This window comes from Enterobacteriaceae endosymbiont of Donacia cinerea, assembly GCF_012569925.1.
Taxonomy (GTDB): domain Bacteria; phylum Pseudomonadota; class Gammaproteobacteria; order Enterobacterales; family Enterobacteriaceae.
Map to the genome: position 1 here is coordinate 149,209 of NZ_CP046204.1, position 19,658 is coordinate 168,866.

At 17.6% G+C, this 19,658-nt stretch carries 17 protein-coding genes and 1 tRNA gene; 10 read left to right on the plus strand and 8 right to left on the minus strand.

Annotated features, from left to right (window positions below):
- Positions 1-216: 216 nt before the first annotated feature.
- The 7 genes from GJT94_RS00735 (at position 217) to aroC (ending at position 9,248) form a co-directional block, all read left to right on the plus strand.
- Positions 217-1,710 (plus strand): leucyl aminopeptidase, encoded by a 1,494-nt coding sequence (locus GJT94_RS00735; RefSeq protein ID WP_168894239.1) that lies wholly within the window; start codon positions 217-219, stop codon positions 1,708-1,710.
- 53 nt (positions 1,711-1,763) lie between these two features.
- The gene (locus GJT94_RS00740; protein WP_168894240.1) at positions 1,764-4,538 is read left to right on the plus strand and encodes a valine--tRNA ligase; all 2,775 of its coding nucleotides are present in this window, start codon (positions 1,764-1,766) and stop codon (positions 4,536-4,538) included.
- 43 nt (positions 4,539-4,581) lie between these two features.
- Positions 4,582-5,613, plus strand: coding sequence for an ornithine carbamoyltransferase (argF, locus tag GJT94_RS00745; RefSeq protein ID WP_168894241.1), 1,032 nt, complete (start codon positions 4,582-4,584; stop codon positions 5,611-5,613).
- Between the two features lie 219 nt (positions 5,614-5,832).
- Positions 5,833-6,894 (plus strand): extracellular solute-binding protein, encoded by a 1,062-nt coding sequence (locus GJT94_RS00750; RefSeq protein ID WP_168894242.1) that lies wholly within the window; start codon positions 5,833-5,835, stop codon positions 6,892-6,894.
- A gap of 160 nt (positions 6,895-7,054) precedes the next feature.
- A tRNA-Asn gene (locus tag GJT94_RS00755) sits at positions 7,055-7,127 on the plus strand.
- Positions 7,128-7,216: 89 nt separating this feature from the next.
- On the plus strand, positions 7,217-8,125 hold the full coding sequence (prmB, locus tag GJT94_RS00760) for a 50S ribosomal protein L3 N(5)-glutamine methyltransferase (protein WP_168894243.1): 909 nt from the start codon (positions 7,217-7,219) through the stop codon (positions 8,123-8,125).
- Between the two features lie 49 nt (positions 8,126-8,174).
- A complete protein-coding gene (gene aroC / locus GJT94_RS00765) occupies positions 8,175-9,248 on the plus strand; it encodes a chorismate synthase (protein ID WP_168894511.1) in 1,074 nt (357 codons plus the stop codon).
- Positions 9,249-9,251: 3 nt separating this feature from the next.
- Here the strand turns inward: aroC and GJT94_RS00770 are convergent, their stop codons facing one another.
- Positions 9,252-9,857 (minus strand): redoxin domain-containing protein, encoded by a 606-nt coding sequence (locus GJT94_RS00770; RefSeq protein WP_168894244.1) that lies wholly within the window; start codon positions 9,855-9,857, stop codon positions 9,252-9,254.
- A 215-nt stretch (positions 9,858-10,072) separates the two neighbouring features.
- Here GJT94_RS00770 and secD point away from each other — a divergent pair, with 215 nt between their 5' ends.
- Entirely contained in the window at positions 10,073-11,887 is a 1,815-nt protein-coding gene (gene secD, locus GJT94_RS00775; protein WP_168894245.1) for a protein translocase subunit SecD, read from the plus strand.
- Between the two features lie 14 nt (positions 11,888-11,901).
- Positions 11,902-12,843, plus strand: a complete 942-nt coding sequence (gene secF, locus GJT94_RS00780) for a protein translocase subunit SecF (protein WP_168894246.1) — start codon at positions 11,902-11,904, stop codon at positions 12,841-12,843.
- A 17-nt stretch (positions 12,844-12,860) separates the two neighbouring features.
- On the opposite strand, the gene GJT94_RS00785 is transcribed toward secF, so the two are convergent.
- The 5 genes from GJT94_RS00785 to GJT94_RS00805 all read right to left on the minus strand — a co-directional run bounded on the left by GJT94_RS00785 (position 12,861) and on the right by GJT94_RS00805 (position 17,316).
- Complete coding sequence (locus tag GJT94_RS00785; RefSeq protein ID WP_168894247.1) at positions 12,861-13,904, minus strand: methyltransferase; 1,044 nt, start codon at positions 13,902-13,904, stop codon at positions 12,861-12,863.
- A 1-nt stretch (position 13,905) separates the two neighbouring features.
- Positions 13,906-14,742, minus strand: coding sequence for a symmetrical bis(5'-nucleosyl)-tetraphosphatase (locus GJT94_RS00790; RefSeq protein ID WP_168894248.1), 837 nt, complete (start codon positions 14,740-14,742; stop codon positions 13,906-13,908).
- A gap of 25 nt (positions 14,743-14,767) precedes the next feature.
- A complete protein-coding gene (gene apaG, locus GJT94_RS00795; protein WP_246208899.1) occupies positions 14,768-15,148 on the minus strand; it encodes a Co2+/Mg2+ efflux protein ApaG in 381 nt (126 codons plus the stop codon).
- Between the two features lie 4 nt (positions 15,149-15,152).
- Positions 15,153-15,953 (minus strand): 16S rRNA (adenine(1518)-N(6)/adenine(1519)-N(6))-dimethyltransferase RsmA, encoded by an 801-nt coding sequence (gene rsmA, locus GJT94_RS00800; RefSeq protein ID WP_168894249.1) that lies wholly within the window; start codon positions 15,951-15,953, stop codon positions 15,153-15,155.
- A 73-nt stretch (positions 15,954-16,026) separates the two neighbouring features.
- The gene (locus GJT94_RS00805) at positions 16,027-17,316 is read right to left on the minus strand and encodes a peptidylprolyl isomerase (protein ID WP_168894250.1); all 1,290 of its coding nucleotides are present in this window, start codon (positions 17,314-17,316) and stop codon (positions 16,027-16,029) included.
- Between the two features lie 162 nt (positions 17,317-17,478).
- Between GJT94_RS00805 and djlA the strand changes: the two genes are divergently transcribed.
- Positions 17,479-18,375 (plus strand): co-chaperone DjlA, encoded by an 897-nt coding sequence (gene djlA / locus GJT94_RS00810; RefSeq protein ID WP_168894251.1) that lies wholly within the window; start codon positions 17,479-17,481, stop codon positions 18,373-18,375.
- 8 nt (positions 18,376-18,383) lie between these two features.
- On the opposite strand, the gene acpS is transcribed toward djlA, so the two are convergent.
- Positions 18,384-18,770, minus strand: coding sequence for a holo-ACP synthase (gene acpS, locus GJT94_RS00815; protein WP_168894252.1), 387 nt, complete (start codon positions 18,768-18,770; stop codon positions 18,384-18,386).
- Positions 18,771-18,817: 47 nt separating this feature from the next.
- Entirely contained in the window at positions 18,818-19,645 is an 828-nt protein-coding gene (era, locus tag GJT94_RS00820) for a GTPase Era (RefSeq protein ID WP_168894253.1), read from the minus strand.
- Positions 19,646-19,658: the final 13 nt, after the last annotated feature.

The window sequence follows — 19,658 nt, forward strand, 5'->3', positions numbered from 1 at the left end:
ATCAAGGGGGTAATCTAAATTTATTTTTTAAATATAAAAAATTTTACTCATTTAAAATAAAGTTATTTTCTTAAAAATAATATTATATATAAATTATATACATTTTATTATTTTTAATTAAAAAATTTCATTTATTATTTTTTTATTTTTTAAAATTAATGAAAACTATTAATTTTTATCTAAATTAATTTTATTAATAACTATGGGAATTATAACATGAAATATACAGCAGAAAAAATAAATATTTCAAACAAAAGTTCGTTTGATTGTATAGTAATCCCTATATTTGAACAATATAAACTTTCTAAAATTTTGAAAAAAATTAATGATATATCTAATAATTATATATTAAATATTTTAAAAGAAAATAGTATACAAGGAAAAATTAACCAAAATATAATTTTATATAAAATTCCTAATTTTTTGTGTAATAAAATAATTATTATTGGTTGTGGTATTGAAAATAAACTTAATAGAGAAAAAAATAAATTAATTTTAAATAATGTTATTAACATTTTAAAAAAATATTCTATTAAAGAAATTATATGGTATCTTACAGATCTAAAAATAGATAATTATAAATTATATTGGAATATAAGAGATACAATTGATATTTTTGAAAAAAATACTTATCTATTTCATAGATTTAAAAAAAATAAATCATATTTTTCATCAAAATTAAAATTTAATATTCATGATAATAATAAAGATATTTATTTTTCTGCAATAAAATATGGTAATGCTATTAATTTAGGTATAAAAAAAGCTAAAAACATAGCTAATTTACCTCCTAATATATGTACCCCTAAATATTTATCTATTAAAGCAAAAAAATTACAAAAAAAATATAAAAATATATCTGTAAAAATTCTTGATGAAAAAATTATGCAAAAAAAAGGTATGAATGCTTATTTAGCTGTTAGTAAAGGATCTAAAAATAAACCTTTTATATCTATAATAAAATATAATTTTAATGATAAAAAATCACAACCTATAATACTATTAGGTAAAGGTATAACTTTTGATTCAGGAGGTATATCTTTAAAACCTAGTAGAAATATGGAAGAAATGAAATATGATATGTGTGGTGCTGCTGCTGTGTATGGAACTATATATGCAATAGCTGAATTAAAATTACCTATAAATGTTATTGCTATTTTAGCTGGTAGTGAAAATATGCCTAGTTCTAATGCATATAGACCTGGTGATATTATTAAAACAATGTCTGGTCTTAATGTAGAAATTGTAAATACTGATGCTGAAGGACGTTTAATTTTATGTGATATATTATCATATATTGAAAAATATAAACCTAAATATGTAATTGATATTGCTACTTTAACAGGAGCATGTGTTATTGCATTAGGTAATAATATTAGTGGTTTAATGTCAAATAATAATATTTTATGTAAAAAAATTATAACAGCTTCATTAGAAACAGATGATCGTGTTTGGGAATTACCTATTAATGATAAGAAATATTTTGACAAAATAAAATCTAATATTGCTGATTTAGTAAATAGTAGTGATGGTGTTGCTGGTGCAATAACTGCTGCCTGTTTTTTATCTAAATTTACTCAAAAATATAAATGGGCTCATATAGATATTGCTGGAACAGCCTGGTATTATGTTAATCAAAAAGCAATGTCTTCTGGAAGACCTATTAGTATGTTATGTCAATTTTTAATTAATCAAGTATACAATGATTAATAGTTTTTATAAATTTAATATAAATTTATATTTTATAAGAGATATTTTTTATTATGGATAAAATATATAATCCCAAAATTTTTGAAAAAAAAATTTATAATTATTGGGAAAATAATAATTTTTTAAAAAATAAATTAGATTATTCAAAAAAATGTTTTTCTATTATGGTCCCACCACCTAATATTACAGGTTCTTTACATATGGGCCATGCATTACAATATACTCTCATTGATATTTTAGTACGTTATCATCGGATGTTAGATAAAAATATATTATGTCAAGTAGGAATAGATCACGCAGGTATTGCTACTCAAAATTTAATAGAACAAAAAATTTTTAATGAAACAGGAAAAACTAAAAATAATTATAATAAAAAATTTTTTTTAGATAATATTTGGCAATGGAAAAATAAATATTGTAATATTATTTATAACCAAATGAAAAGTTTAGGTTTATCTACAGAATGGAATAAAGCAAGATTTACAATGGATGCTAAATTTACTAAATCTGTAAGAGATATTTTTATTATCCTTTATAATCAAGGATTAATTTATAAAAAAAAAAGGTTAATACATTGGGATTTAAAACTTAAAACTGTAATTTCTGATTTAGAAGTTGAATATAAAAAAAATAAAACAAATTTATGGTATATAAAATATTTTTTTTCAGATCAAATAAAAACTCTTGATAATAAAAAGTATTTAACTGTTGCTACAACTAGACCAGAAACATTATTAGCAGATAGTGCAATTGCTATAAATCCTTTAGATAAAAGGTATAATTATTTAATTGGTAAATATGTAATTATACCTATAATTAATCGTAAAATTCCTATTATAGCAGATAATTATGCTAAAATTACAAAAGGAACAGGATGTGTAAAAATTAGTCCTGCTCATGATTTTAATGATTATCAAATTGCAATTAGACATAATTTACCTTTAATTAATATTTTTGATTTAAAAGGTAATATTTTAGAAAAATGTCAAATTTTTAATAAAGAACAACAATTTATAAAATTAACTGATAATATTCCAAAATTTTTACAAAAAATAAATTTTTTAAAAGCAAGAAATATTATTCTAAAAAAAATAAAAAAACAAGGGTTACTAGATAAATATGAAATAAAAAATAGATTAATCCCATTTAGTATTCGTAGTAATACTATCATTATTCCTATGTTAACAAATCAATGGTATTTAAAAACTAAAATTTTAGCTCAAAATGCAATAAATGCTGTAAAAGAAAAGAAAATAATATTTTTTCCTAAAAAATATGAAAATATGTTTTATTCTTGGATGAATAATATTGAAGATTGGTGTATATCACGTCAATTATGGTGGGGACATAAAATACCAGTTTGGTATGATAATAAAAATAATATTTATATAGGGAAAAATAAAAAAGAAATAAAAAAAAAATATAATTTAGATAAAAATTTTTATTTAAAACAAGATTCTGATGTTTTAGATACATGGTTTTCTTCTAGTTTATGGACTTTTATTACTTTAGATTGGCCTAATAATAAAAACTTTTTTTTTTTTCATCCTACTAATGTTATTATAAGTGGTTTTGATATTATTTTTTTTTGGATATCTAGAATGATTATGATGACAATGCATATTGTTAAAAATAAAAATAATATTTCTCAAATACCTTTTAAAAATATTTTAATGACTGGATTAGTAAAAGATGAAAAAGGAAATAAAATGTCTAAGTCAAAAGGAAATGTTATTAATCCTATGAATTTTATTGAAGGTATTTCTTCTATAAAAAAAGTAAAAAATAATAAAGTTTATGGAGCTGATGCATTAAGATTTACATTAGCTGCATTATCATCAACAGGTCGTGATATCTATTGGGATATGACTAGATTAGAAGGATATCGTAATTTTTGTAATAAAATTTGGAATGCTAGTATTTTTATTTTAAAAAATATTAATTATAAATTTACTAATGAAAAAAGAAATCTATCTATTATAGATAGATGGATTTGGTCTGAATATTATTTAGTTGTAGAATATTATTCTAAAGCATTAAATGAATATCGTTTTGATTTTGCTACTAATATTTTATATAATTTTGTATGGAACAAATTTTGTGACTGGTATTTAGAATATAGTAAAATAATTTTTCAGGAAAAAGATCAAACCAAACATATTGGTACACATTATACATTATATCATCTCTTTGAATCATTATTAAGATTATCTCATCCAATAATTCCATTTATTACTGAAGTTATATGGCAAAAAATAATTAAAAATGATAAAAAATTTTCTAAAAGTAGTATCATGATACAGTCTTTCCCAAAAATTAATAAAATAGAAATAAATAAAAAAATAATAAATATTTTTAATATTTTTATTAAAATTATTACAATTATTCGTAATAATAAAATAGAAATGAATATAAAAAATAATAAAAAAATTAATTTATATATAAAAAATATGAATAATGAATTTGATATTTTTTTACAAAATAACAAAAAATTTTTTAAAAAATTTGTGAATCTTAATAAAATTATTTTTCTTAAAAAGAATATTAATTTTCCGGAAAAAACGTTAGTAAATAAAATAAATTATATTGAATTTGCTATTCCACTAAATAATAAAATTATTAATCAAAAAAAATTATTAGAAAAAATGAATAATAAATTAAATATTAACCAAAAAATAATAGATTTATTAAACAAAAATATAATAAATAAAAATTTTTTATCTAAGGCTCCCGAGAATATTATATTAAAAAATTTAGAAAAATTAAAAAATTGTAAAATTTTAAAAAAAGAATTATTACAAAAAATTTCTTTAATTAAAAATTTATAATATTTCTTTATATTTAAATTATTTTAAAATAAGGATATGTTTTATGAATCAATTTTATAATAAACATTTTTTAAAATTATCAGATTTTTCAAAGGAAAATATTTATGAATTAATTAAAATTTCAAAAAAATTAAAATATGAAAAAAAAAATTTTAAAGAAAAAAAAAAATTAGTTAATAAAAATATTATTCTTATTTTTGAAAAAAATTCAACAAGAACTAGATGTTCTTTTGAAATAGCTTGTTTTGATCAAGGAGCTAATGTAACTTATTTAAATATTAAAGATAGCCATATTGGTGTTAAAGAATCTTTAAAAGATTCAGCTAGAATTTTAAATAATATGTATCATGGAATAGAATATAGAGGGAAACATCAAAAAAATTTAGAAATTTTTGCTAATTATTCAACTATTCCTGTATGGAATGGATTAACAAATGAATTTCATCCTACTCAAATATTAGCTGATTTATTAACTATTAAAGAAAATATTAAAAATAAAGAAATAGATCAAATTAAATTATCTTATATAGGAGATATTAATAATAATATATCTTATAGTTTAATAGAAGCAGCAAGTATAATTGGTTTTGAATTATTTCTAATTTCACCACAAAAACTTAATTTTAGTAAAAATATTTATATAAATAATATAATAAAAAAAATTAATAATAATGGTAATATTAATATTACCAATAATATTAATTTAGGTATTAAAAATACAGATTTTATTTATACTGATGTTTGGTTATCTATGGGAGAAAAAAAATCTTCACAAGCATGGGAAAAAAAAATAGAAAAATTATATACTTATCAAGTTAATAAATTATTGCTTAAAAAAAGTCAAAATAATAATGTTAAAGTTATGCATTGTTTACCATCATTACATTTATATAAGCATTATAAAAACTTATTTACTAAAGAAATAATTTCAAAATATAATTTATATAATGGAGTAGAAATAACAGATGACATTTTTGAATCTAACAATAGTATTATATTTCAACAAGCAGAAAATAAAATTCATACTATTAAAGCTATAATGATGACTTCTTTATTAAAAGAAGAAATATTTTAATAATAATATTATTATTTTTATAAATAAATCTAAAAAATTTTTATAAAAAATGATAATTAGTTAATTATTAATAAAATTTTTATTGAAAATATGTTTATTTTTACAAAATTATATAAATAGAATATTATTTTTTTAAAATATCAATAATCTATATATAACAAGTTTTATTTATAGAAAATATTTTTACAATATAAATGATTAATAATAAGGTTTAATAAAATGTTTTTATTTTTTAGATTAATATGTATTATTTTTATAATATTATTTTTACCAATAACAAAAAAATATTTAAATTTTACAAAATCTTTTCAAAATACTATTTTTTTTTATAATTGGACAGAATATGTTCCTCAAGAAATTTTAGACCAATTTACTAAAGAAACTGGTATTAAAATTATCTATTCTACATATGAATCTAATGAAAGTATGTATGCTAAACTAAAAACTTACAAAAAACAATCTTATGATTTAGTTGTACCTTCTACATATTTTGTAGCAAAAATGAAAAATGAAGGTATGATACAAAAAATAGATAAAAAAAAGATACCTAATTTTGTTAATTTAGATTCTAGATTTTTAAATAAATCTTTTGATTTAAATAATGAATATTCTATTCCATATATGTGGGGTGCCACAGCTATAGGAATTAACACTAATATCATAAATCCAGATTCTGTTAATAGTTGGAATGATTTATGGAATCCAAAATATTATAAATCTATTTCTTTAATAGATGATGCTAAAGAAGTATTCCAAATGTCACTAATAAAACTCGGTTATCCAGGCAACACAACTAATCTTCAGTATATAAAAGAAGCTTTTATTGATTTAAAAAAATTAATGCCTAATATAATTTCATTTAATTCTGATAATCCTGGATATCCCTTTATTGAAGGTTCTGTAAATATAGGAATGATTTGGAATGGTTCTGCTTATTCTGTTCAACAATTAGGTATCCCTTTAAAATTTATTTGGCCTAAAGAAGGAGGTATTTTTTGGATGGATAGTTTTGTTATACCTAGTAATGCTAAAAATATTAAAGGTGCTTTAAAATTAATTAATTTTTTATTAAGACCTGATATTGCATCAAAAATAGCTCAAAAAACAGGTTTTTCTACTCCAAATTTACAAGCACAAAAATTATTACCATTAAATATGATTAATAATAATGTTTTATATCCTAATAATCAAATAATTAATAAAGGTATATGGCAAAATGATGTTGGTATTAATATAAGTAAAAAATATGAAATTTTTTTTCAAGAATTAAAAAATTTATAATATTAAATAAAAATTTTTTAAAATTTAATATATTTTTTATTTTAAATAATATTATTTAATCACATTATTATCAATTTTTGATAAAAATATAATTTTCTTGACATATATATAATATATATATTAAAATTACTAACTAATAACTTATAAAAGTTCTCAAAGATCCTCTGTAGTTCAGTTGGTAGAACGGCGGACTGTTAATCCGTATGTCACTGGTTCGAATCCAGTCAGGGGAGTTAAAATTATTAAAATTTTATATCATAAAATATATTTTTATACTTTTTTATATTATTGAGAAATATTTTATTAAAGGACCATATATTATATGGTAATAAAATTAAAACATTTATTTAATGAAGAAATTATAAATGAACTTTTCTCTATTCAAGATATAATACGCTGGATAACAAGTTGTTTTAGTATTTCAAATTTATGGTATGGTCATGGTAGTGATAATCCATGGGATGAAGCTTTAAATTTAGTTTTACCTTCATTAGGATTACCTCCTTATTTATGGAATAATGTTCGTGAATCTAAACTATCTTTTAAAGAACGTAAACTAATTTATCAATTAGTATTTAAACGTATAAAAAAAAGAATTCCAGTAGCATATTTAACAAAAAAAACTTGGTTTTGCGGACATGAGTTATATATTGACAATAGAGTATTAATACCTAGATCTCCAATTGCTGAACTAATTAATAATAAATTTAAATCCATTATTTTACCACATAGAAAACCTAACTATATATTAGATTTATGTACTGGCAGTGGTTGTATAGCTATTGCCTGTTCATATATTTTTCCAAATGCACATATAGATGCAGTAGATATTTCTACTGATGCTATTAATGTAGCAGAATATAATATCCAATTACACGGATTAGAAAATCGTATTACTCCTATATGTAGTAATTTATTTCATAAATTAAAAAAATCAACTTATGATTTAATAATAACTAATCCTCCATATGTAGATAAAGAAGATATAAAGTTTTTACCAAAAGAATATTTATATGAACCTAAAATAGGATTATTTTGTAAAAATAACGGTATAGCAATTATTGAAAAAATAATATCTCAATCACCTCTTTATCTAAAAAAAAATGGTATTTTAATTTGCGAAGTAGGAGATAAAATGTTAGATATTATAGAAAAATATCCTAAAATTTGTTTTCAATGGATTAATATAAAAAATGGTGGTATAGGAATATTTAAAATAGAAAATATTTAATTTATTATTTTATAGAAATAATATTTATAAACTTTGGGAGTAAATGTTTATGGCAGGTAATAGTATTGGAAAATTATTTAAAGTTACAACTTTTGGGGAATCTCATGGAAAATCTTTAGGATGTATAATAGATGGAGTTCCTCCTCAAATTCCTTTAACAATTAAAGATATACAAAAAGATTTAGATAGACGTAAACCAGGATTATCAAAATATACATCTCCTCGTAAAGAATTAGATCAAATACAAATTTTATCAGGTGTATTTAATAATTTTACAACAGGGACAAGTATTGGATTATTAATTAATAATATTGATATAAGATCTCAAGATTATGATAATATTAAAAATATTTTTCGTCCTGGTCATGCTGATTATACTTATGAAAAAAAATATGGGATAAGAGATTATAGAGGTGGTGGACGTTCATCAGCAAGAGAAACAACTATGCGTGTAGCAGCAGGAGCTATTGCTAAAAAATATTTATTAATAAAATATAATTTAAAAATTCAGGGATATTTATCTCAAATAGGTGATATAATTTGTGATTTTGATAATTGGGAAGAAGTAAATAAAAATCCCTTTTTTTGTCCCAATAAACATCAAATAAAATATTTACAAAATATGATAAATGATTTAAAAAAATCTGGTGATTCTATAGGAGCTAAAATTACTATTATTGCAGAAAATGTACCAGTAGGATTAGGGGAACCAGTATTTGATAAATTAGATGCTGAATTAGCTCATGCAATAATGAGTATTAATGCAGTAAAAGGAATTGAAATAGGAGATGGTTTTAATTCTGTAAATAAATTAGGAAGTAATTATAGAGATGAAATAAGGAAAAATGGATTTCAAAGTAATAATGCTGGAGGAATATTAGGAGGTATTAGCACAGGACAAAATATAATTATAAATTTTGTAGTAAAACCAACTTCTAGTATTTCGATGCCGGGAAAAACAATTAATTTATTAGGAAAAGAAACATATTGTGTTACACAAGGACGACATGATCCTTGTGTAGGTATTAGAGCTGTACCAATAGGAGAATCTATGGTTGCTATAATTTTAATGGATCATTTATTACGTTATCGTGCACAATGTATTGATGTTATAAATTTCTAATTATTAATATAATTCATGTATATTATGTGATAAATAATTAATAATTCCTTTAGAAGTAGGTGCTATACTTTTTTTACCTTTTTCCCATTGTGCAGGACATACATCTCCATATTTTTCATAATGTTTTAAAGCATCAATTATACGAATTATTTCATTTATATTTCTTCCAAATTGAAGATCATTTACTAACTGATGTCTTATTATTCCTTTTTTATCTATTAAAAATAAAGCTCTTAAAGCTATACCTAATTGTGGATGTTCAATACCATAAGATCTTTGTATATTTTTTGTGATATCAGATATCATTATAAATTTTATATGACCTATTCCTCCTTTATTTATAGGAGTATTTCTCCATGCTTGATGTGCAAATTGAGAGTCACATGATATACCTAATAAATTCACATTTCTTTTTTTAAAACTATCAAAATGTTGATTTAAAGATATAATTTCTGTAGGACAAACGAATGTAAAATCTAAAGGCCAAAAAAATAATACAGTTACCATATTTTTTGAATATTTATATAAATTAAAATTATCAATAATTGATCCATCTGATAAAACAGCAGAAGCATTAAAATCAGGAGCTTTTTTAGTTACTAAAATCATATTTTTCTCTTTAAATTTATTTATTATAAATATAATAATATTATATATAAAATTATTATAAAATATAAAAAAATTTATTAATTAAGATTTTTATTTTAAATAAAATGTAATTTTATTACACAATTTTTATATTTTAATATATTAATTAATAAAGTTTATTTTTATTATAAAATAGTTGATAATATTTTTAAATTTATTCAAAATAAATAATTTTTATGTTAAATAAATATAATATTAAACAATATATTTTTATAATTTCATTATTCTTATTTGGAATAATTTATTCTTTACCAAATATTTATAATGACATTCCAAGTATTAAAATATGTTTGTTAAAAAATAAAAATTTTAATATTAAAGTTTTTAATAATATTAATAAAATTATAAGAAAAAATAATTTAATTTATATTAAAATATACTTATACAATAAAAGTATGGAAATTATATTTAACAATATTCAAAATCAATTAAATGCATATAAAATTATAAAAAACAAATTAAATAAAAATAATAGTATAATTTCTATTAATAATAACTTTTTATCTTCAATTCCTAAATGGTTACTTTTTATAAAAGCTAAACCAATTATGTTAGGTTTAGATTTAAAAGGAGGAGTGTATTTTTTAATACAAATTAATAATAATTATTTTTTAAAAAAATTAAAAGAAAAGAATATTGAAGATATAAAAAAAATTATAAATATAAAAAATATTTTTTTTATTAAAAATGAAAAATTAAATAATTTTAATTATAAAATTTTTTTTAAAAATCTCTCTTATAGAGATAAAGTTTTTTCTTTTTTAAAAAATCAAAAAAATAATAATATAATTATTAATTATAAAATTATTAATAATAATGGAATTAGAATATATTTAGATAATAATGAATTAGAAAAAATAAAAAATTCTATTATAGAAAATAGTATTAATGTATTACGTAATAGAGTAAACCAAATGGGTATTACTAATGCTATAGTACAAAAAAGGAATTCAAATAATATAATTGTAGAATTACCAGGAACACAAAATATTAAAAAAGCTAAAGATATATTAGGTAGTACATCTACAATAGAATTTCATTTAATTAATGAAGATAATTTTAATAATAAAAAAAATAATTTTTTATTAATAGATAAAGAAATTATAATAGATGGAACATATATAATAAATGCTAATTATAATAAAAATGAATATAATAAACCTCAGGTAAATGTTTTTTTAAATAATAAAGGAAATAAAATTTTTTCTAATTTTACTAAAAAACATATTGGAAAAAATGTAGTTACTTTATTAGTAAGTTATATAAATAATAAAAAGAATATAAAAAATAAATTTTCTGTAATAAAAAAAATAGAAGTTCTCAATATAGCAAAAATTAAAACACAGATTAAAAATTCTTTTAGCATTATAGGTTTTAAAAATTTACAAGAAGCAAAAAAATTAACACTTTTATTAAAGTCAGGAAAATTAAATACCCCCATAAACATTATAAAAGAAGAAATTATAGAACCTTTAATTGGAAGAAAAAATATTATGAAAGGAATAAAAGCTTTTTTTATAAGTATTATTATATGTATTATTTTTATGATTTTATATTATAAAATTTTTGGTGTTATTGCGGTAATAGCATTATTTTTAAATATTTTATTAATGATTAGTCTTTTTTCTTTATTACCTAATTTTACTTTAACTATGTCAGGTATTGTAGGAATAATATTAACTTTAGCTATAGCAATAAACTATAATATCATAATAAATGAACGAATAAAAGAAGAAATTAAAAAAATATTATCTATTCAGAAAATAATTTATTTTGGATATAAAGGTGCTTTATATAGCATTTTAGATTCAAGTATAATAAATATTATTACTACTGTTATTTTATATATTTTTGGATCTAGAGAAATGCAAGGATTTGCTATTACTACTTTTATTGGTATTATTACGTCTATATTAACTTCTGTATTTATTACGAAGATAATAATTAATTTTTTATATAAAAATAAAAAAATAAAAAAATTATCTATTTAAAAAAGTTAAATTTTATGTATATTTTTAATAAAAAAAAAAATAAATTATTAAAGAATAGAAAATTAGAATATTATAATTTTATGAAGTGGAATAAATATGTTTTTATTATTTCAATAATATTAATTATATTATCTTTTATTATTATTTATTCTAATAAATTTAATTGGAGTTTAGACTTTACAGGAGGAACGAAAATTGAATTAAATATTCATGAACCAATAAATAATTTTAATAAAATAAAATTTTTTTTGCAAAAATCATTTTTTTTGAATAAAAAAAATAATATTAATTTTTTTAAAGAAAAAAATATTTTTTTAATTAAATTATCAAAAAATCTTATAAAAGATAAATTTATAAAAAAAAAATTATTAAATATATTTAATAATATACTTAAAAAAAAGTATGTAATTAAAAAAATAGAATTTTTAGGTCCTAGTGTAGACAATGATTTTATTTTATCTGGAATTACAGCTATTTTCGCTATATTTTTAAGTATATGGTTATATATTGGATTTAGATTTGAATGGTATTTAGCATTTAGTACAATAGTATCTTTAATCCATGATATAATAATATCAATGGGAATTATTTCTTTATTACATATTGAGATAGATTTGAATATTATTACTTCTATTATATTAATAATAAATTATTCCTTAAATGATAGTATCATAATTTTAGATAGAATAAGAGAGAATTATTCTTGTTTAAAAGATGAGAATAATTTTAATATTATTAATTTATCTATAAATCAAATAATAAAAAGAAGTATTCTTACTTCATCTATATTATTAACAATGTTATTAAATTTATATTTTTTTGGAGGTTTATTTCTAAAGAATTTTATATTTATAATGATTATTGGTGTAATAATAGGCACAATTTCTTCAATATATATTATGTCAGCAATAGCGTTAATAACAGGAATTAATAAAAAATCACTTATCAATAAATAAAAATTTAAATTTAAAATTTATATATTTTTTATTCTATACACTGAAAATTTTTTATTTTTAGATAAAATAGAAAATTTTAATGAGAAATTATTAAAAATTTTTTTGTATGATATAAAATTATTAATTACAAATAGTAATTCTCCTTTATAATATGTATTTTTTCTAAACTTACTTATCATTTTATAAATAAATTTTAAAGAAAAGTTTACATTTTTGTGTATAGGAGGATTAGATATAATAAAATTAAACTTTTCTTTAATATCAGAATAAATATTACTAGGAAATACTTTTATATTTTTTATAAAATTTCTGTTTAATGTTTTTTTAGTTGAATAGATTGCTTTTATATCTATATCAGTAGCATATATTGAGTATTTTATATTATATTTTTCTAAATTACTATTTATAATAGTAGAAATAATTCCAGAACCACAACCTAAATCTAATATTTTTCCTTTTATTAAAAAATTACTATTAATAATAGTAGAAATTAATAATTTACTACCATTATCAATTTTATTCCCACTAAATATGCCAGGTAAACTATATATTGGATAATTATCATAATAATAATAATTCCAATAATGATTTATATTAAAAAAAATATTTTTAGTTAAAATTCCATGAAAAATAATATGTTTTCTTGCATTAATAATTTTTTTTAAATTTATTATTTCTAATTCTTGTATATTATTAATTTTTTTTACACCACTATTATTAGAACCAATAATAAATATTTCAACTTTTAAAGACAAAAATGATAAAATATTATTTAATATAAATAAAGATTCTTTTTTATTTTTTAACCAAAAAAATATAAGAATATTAAAATTATATTTTTTATATTTATTATTCATTAATCCATAATAAACATTATTATTCATTTGTTTTTTTAACCATATATAATAATCATAATTATGAGTATTTACGAAACTCATTAGAGTATTTAAATAAATAGGTATTTTATCTTTAAAATCTCCAGCAAAAATAACTTTTTTATTTAAAAACTTATTTTTGAATAAGCGTAAAAAATATTTGTTTATTGGTAATAGTGTATACATTTTAAACTTTACAAATTATACTATAAAATTGTTTTTTCTCCCATGAATAAACAGTTAAATTTTTTCCCCAACAACATCCAGTATCTAAACCTATTATATTTTTTGGAGTATATCCTCCTCCTTGTAAATCAGACCAATGACCAAAAAATATTGTATATTTATTATATAATATATTTGAAAACCAAAACCATGGTTTTAATGTTTTATTATTTATATCATTTGGCGCTTTTTTAGTAAACATTTCTAATGTACCATCTAAATAACAATATCTCATTTTAGTTAATGCATTAATAATATAATTAAAACGTTGAAAACCTATTAATGTATTTTCTTTCCAATTATTTACTTGATATTTTTCATTATTTATATAGTTTAAAAAAAAACTATTTTTTTCTTTTGAAATAATTTCTTGTGCTTCATTTGAAGCAGATAAAATAATATTAATATTATCCCATTGAGGAGGGATACCTGCATGTGACATTAAAATTTTTTTATTTTTATCATGTTGTACTAAAGGTTGATATTTTAACCAATTATTTACAATAAATAGTATTTTTTTATTTTTTAGTAAATCTAAAATTTTTGGATCATTAATATTATAATTATCAGAACTTAAAATTAAAAATATTAAATATAAATCATGATTTCCCAAAACTAATTTTATAGATGTTTTAATAGAATATAAAAAATATAAAACTTTTATAGAATCTGGCCCTCTTGCTATAAGATCTCCTGTAATCCAAAGTTTATCATTTTTATAATTAAAATTAATTTTTTTTAATAAGGAAATAAGCTCATTATAATAACCATGAATATCTCCAATAAAATAAGTAGTCATATTTTTTATAAATTAGTTATATTAATTAATGAATATAAGTTTTAATTGCTAAACGAAAAATAGGAATTTCTACATGATAAACGTTATTATTTTCATCTGTTATGATATAATGTCCCTCTATAATTCCAATTGGAGTTTCTAAAATGATTATATTAGTATGATGAAAATTATTTCCTGGTTTAACATAAGGTTTTTGTCCTATTATTCCCCCATCATATATTTGAATTTTTTTACCATTACCATTAGTTATACTCCAATAACGACTAATTAATTGTAAAATTTTTTTTCCTAAATTATGAATAGTAATTGTATATGTAAAAACATAATGATTAGCTGTAGGTATTGATTGTGATTTTATATAAATACTACTTCCTTTTATATAAACTTGAGATAACAATGATTTCATAAATTTATAACCTTTTGTTATTTAACTCTAACCAATTAGCTAATTGACAATATTCTGATATTGAAACATTTTCAGCACGAATTTTATAATCAATACCTAAATAATTTAATTCTTCTATAGAAAATAAATTTACTAAACTATTTCGTAAAATTTTTCTTCTCATGCTAAAAGCTTGTTTTATAATTTTTTTTAAAAAAAAAATATTATTTAAATTATAAGGATTATTAATATAAGGTCTCATATATACCATATTAGAAATAATTTTAGGTTGAGGAAAAAAATTACTTGCTTTAATTTCTATTAAAGATCTTATTTTACAAAATAATTGTGCTATTATACTTAAACAACCATAATTTTTTCTCCCAGGATAAGCAGTTAAACGATTTACTACTTCTTTTTGCATAATAAAATGCATATCTTTAATATTTTTTAAATGTTTAAATAAATAAAAAATCACTTCTATAGAAATATTATACGGTAAACTACCAAATATACGTATTCTTTTTTTATATTTTTTTGTGAAAATGAAAAAGTTAAAATTTAAAATATTATTTAAAATAATATTAATATTTGCATTAATTAAAATTTTATTTTTTTTTAAAATATTAACAAATTTTTTATCTATTTCAATAATAGAAAGATTTTTATTATATTTTATAATTGGAATAGTTAATGCTCCTAATCCAGGTCCTATTTCAACCATAATTTGATAATATTTAGGATTTATAAAAGAAATAATTTTTTTAATAATTTTTTTATTAGTTAATATATGTTGTCCATATTTTTTTTTTAAAATAATTTTCATATATGATCTTTTTTTTTAAAATTTTTTATTTTATATATAATATTAATTATTAATTAAATTAATATTTATATTATTAATTTATATTTTTTATATATATTTGTTTAGCATATTCGTAAATAAAAAGTTCAGATTCTCTTTCTATATTTTCTTGTAAAATAATTTTATATGCTTCTTTTTTTAAAAATAATTTATTATTTTGAATATTACTTTTATCTAATAATTGTATGATAAAAAAACTATCAGATTCTTGAATAGGTAAACTAAACTCATTTATTTTTAATTTTTTTATAATTTTTTGAAATTTTGGAGAAAAATTATTTAATAACATCCAATTTTTATTATTTCCAAATTTATTTGTTAATACATCATCAGAAAATAATTGAATTGCTTTTTTAAAAGTAATTTTTTTTTTTAAAAGATTAAAATATATATTTTTAATTTTATTATTAAAATCTTTATTACTTAAATTATTTTTTTTTATATAAATAAATTGTAATAAAACTTTCTCATTATCTATATTATCTTTTATAAGAATATTATTTATTTTTATAAGAAATAATTTTGAATTTGAATATATTGGTCCTATGATATCTTTTTTTTTAGAATTATCTAAATAATTAATAATATCTTTTGGTAATTGATTTTCTCTTTTATTTTTTAAGAATTTTCTTTTTATATTAAAATGAGAAATAAATGTTTTTTCATTATATTTTTGAAAATTATTATTTAATTTTTTTTTTTGTAAAAAATATATTAATTGATTTAATAAATAAATTTTATAATTAAATTTATCTTTTAAAGGATTATTATGAATTGTAAAATAAAATATAGTAATATCATAAATTTTATAATTTTTTAATTTTAAATATAATTGATTGGTTAATGATTCAACTTCTTCATCATAAATATCAATATCTCTTGGTAAAAATTTATTTTTTAATACATTAATTAACATAATATTTTTAAAAATTTTATAAAATTTTTTATAATTAATATTATTAATTATAAAATCTTTTTTTAATATATTTTCATTAATATGACATAATTTATATATTTCTAATATTAGATTATTTAAATCTTCTTCAGATACGGAAAAACCATAATCTTGTATTATTTTTAAAAAAATAAAATATTTTATTACATCCTTTATGTTTTTAATATTTAAAAAAGAATATAATTTAAAATATTTAATATTATAAATTTTTTGTGTAATAGAGAGAATTTCATTTATATTTTTTTGTAAAATTATATCATTATTTAAAATTATTTTAATATTATTAGTATTTTGCATAGACATACATTTAGAAACATTACAAAAATAAAAAGATAATATTAAAATATAAATTATTTTTTTAATCATCATTATTTATCCTATTACTAATTAAATTTATTATTATTAATCATAAAAAATAAAATTTATTAAATAATAAATATTAAAAATATTATTTAATGATTGCAAATTTATATAATAAGTAATTATTATAGATAATAAAATTATAGTTTAAATATATTTATTGAGGAATATATGTTTTCTTATTCACAATTATTATTCTTTTTAATAAATTTAATTATTAATTATTATATAAATTTTAATTTATTAAATATAATGATAATTATATTAATTAGTTTTTTGATTAATAAAATAATAAAATTTTATAACAAAAAATATAATTTTAACTATGTTAATAATATAAAAAAATTATTTCTTCAAATAAATTTTGAAGTTATGGGTTATATTAGTAAATCTAAAGGATTTATTAGTAAAAATGATATAAATTTTACTATTAAATTAATGAAAAAAATGAATTTAAATAGTGAAGAGATAATTTTTGTAAAAAAAGCATTTAAAAATGGTAAAAAAATAAACTATCCTTTAATTTATAAATTAAATAATTTAAATTATTTAATTTATAAAAACAAAAATTTAATAAATAAATTTTTAGAAATACAAATTGAATTATCTTTTATAAATAATTTTTTAAATTTTAAAACTAAAAAAATATTAAATATTATTTTTCAAGAACTTAATATTTCAACTAATGAAATATTATTTATAATAAAAAAATTAAAATGTAATAATAATTTTATTAATGAAAAAGATTTATTTTTTTATGATTTTTTTCAAGAAAAAAAAAAAAGAGACTATTCTACTAATAGTACTTATAATTTTTATAAAGAAAAAAATAAATTTCAAAATCAAAAAAATTATAAATCAGAATTAGACAAAGCATATGAATTATTAGGAATAAATTATAATGATAATTTATTAACTATAAAAAGAGCATATCATAAATTAATCAGTAAATATCATCCGGATAAATTAGTATCAAAAGGATATTCATCTGAACAATTAGAAATAGCAAAAATTAAAACACAAAACATACATAGAGCATATAATATAATTAAAAAACATATAACATGAACTAAATCTTATTTTTTTTCAATTATAACTATTGCACAAGCATATTTTTTTTCATCTGAAAATGAAACATGAATATTGTAATTATATATTTTTTTTTCCAAAAATTTTAATGTTTGATAAAAAAATTTTAGTTTTGGTTTTCCTGTCCTATAGTTAGACAATTCTATTTGATTAAAGAAAATACCATTAGTAAAACTATTATTTAAAGCTTTAATTGCAGCTTCTTTTACTGAAAAAAATTTTGCTAGAATTTTTACTTTATTATTACTTTTTTTATAAATAGATAATTCATATTTAGTAAGTATTTTATATGCAAAACGTTTACCAAAACGTATAAAAATTTTTTTAATTCTACTTATTTCTATAATATCAATACCAATACCAATAATTTTCATATTTATAACTTTAATTTTAATTTTAATAAATTTATATATAAAAAATATTATTTTACTTTTATCCAAAAATTTATATTTATTTTTTTTTTAAAAAAATTTTTTATATTTTTTTCAGATCTATATTTAATTAATTTTATTGTTACAGAATTTTTGCCTATTATTATTTTTTTTTGTCTTATATTTTTAATAAATAAAAAAATATTTATTTTTTCTGGTAAATTATTTAATTTTTTTAGATAATTTAATTTAATTTTTATAAAATAAGGTAATTCTTGATGAAGATATTTTATAATACTTTCTCTTACAATTTCTTTCAAAATAAATTCTTTTGTTTGATTGGTAATATAATTACTAGGATAATTATGTTTTTTTTTAGGTAATTTTTTACAAATTATATGATTAATATCATTAGTATATAATTTATATTTAGCTGAAATAATAAATAAATAGATAAATTTAATTCTTTGTTTGAGAAAATTAATATAAGGTAGTAAAATATTTTTATTTTTTATTTTATCAATTTTATTAATAATTAAAATTATCGGTATATTAATTTTATTTAAAATTTTTACAAATTTTTCTTCTATATAATTCCATTTATTTTTATCTAAAATAAAAAAAACATAATTATATCCACTATTTTTTAGTAAATCTAAAATTTTATTATTATAAAATATATCTCCTGGGGTATCAATATATTCTATTTGATAATGATCTTTATTATATATACCTATAATATTATAATTAGTAGTATTTATTTTATGAGAAATTATAGATATTTTTTTTCCTATTAAAGTATTTAATAAAGTAGATTTTCCTACATTAGATCGACCTATAATTAAAATACTACCATAGTATGTAGATATTTTGTTCACATAAATAACCTTT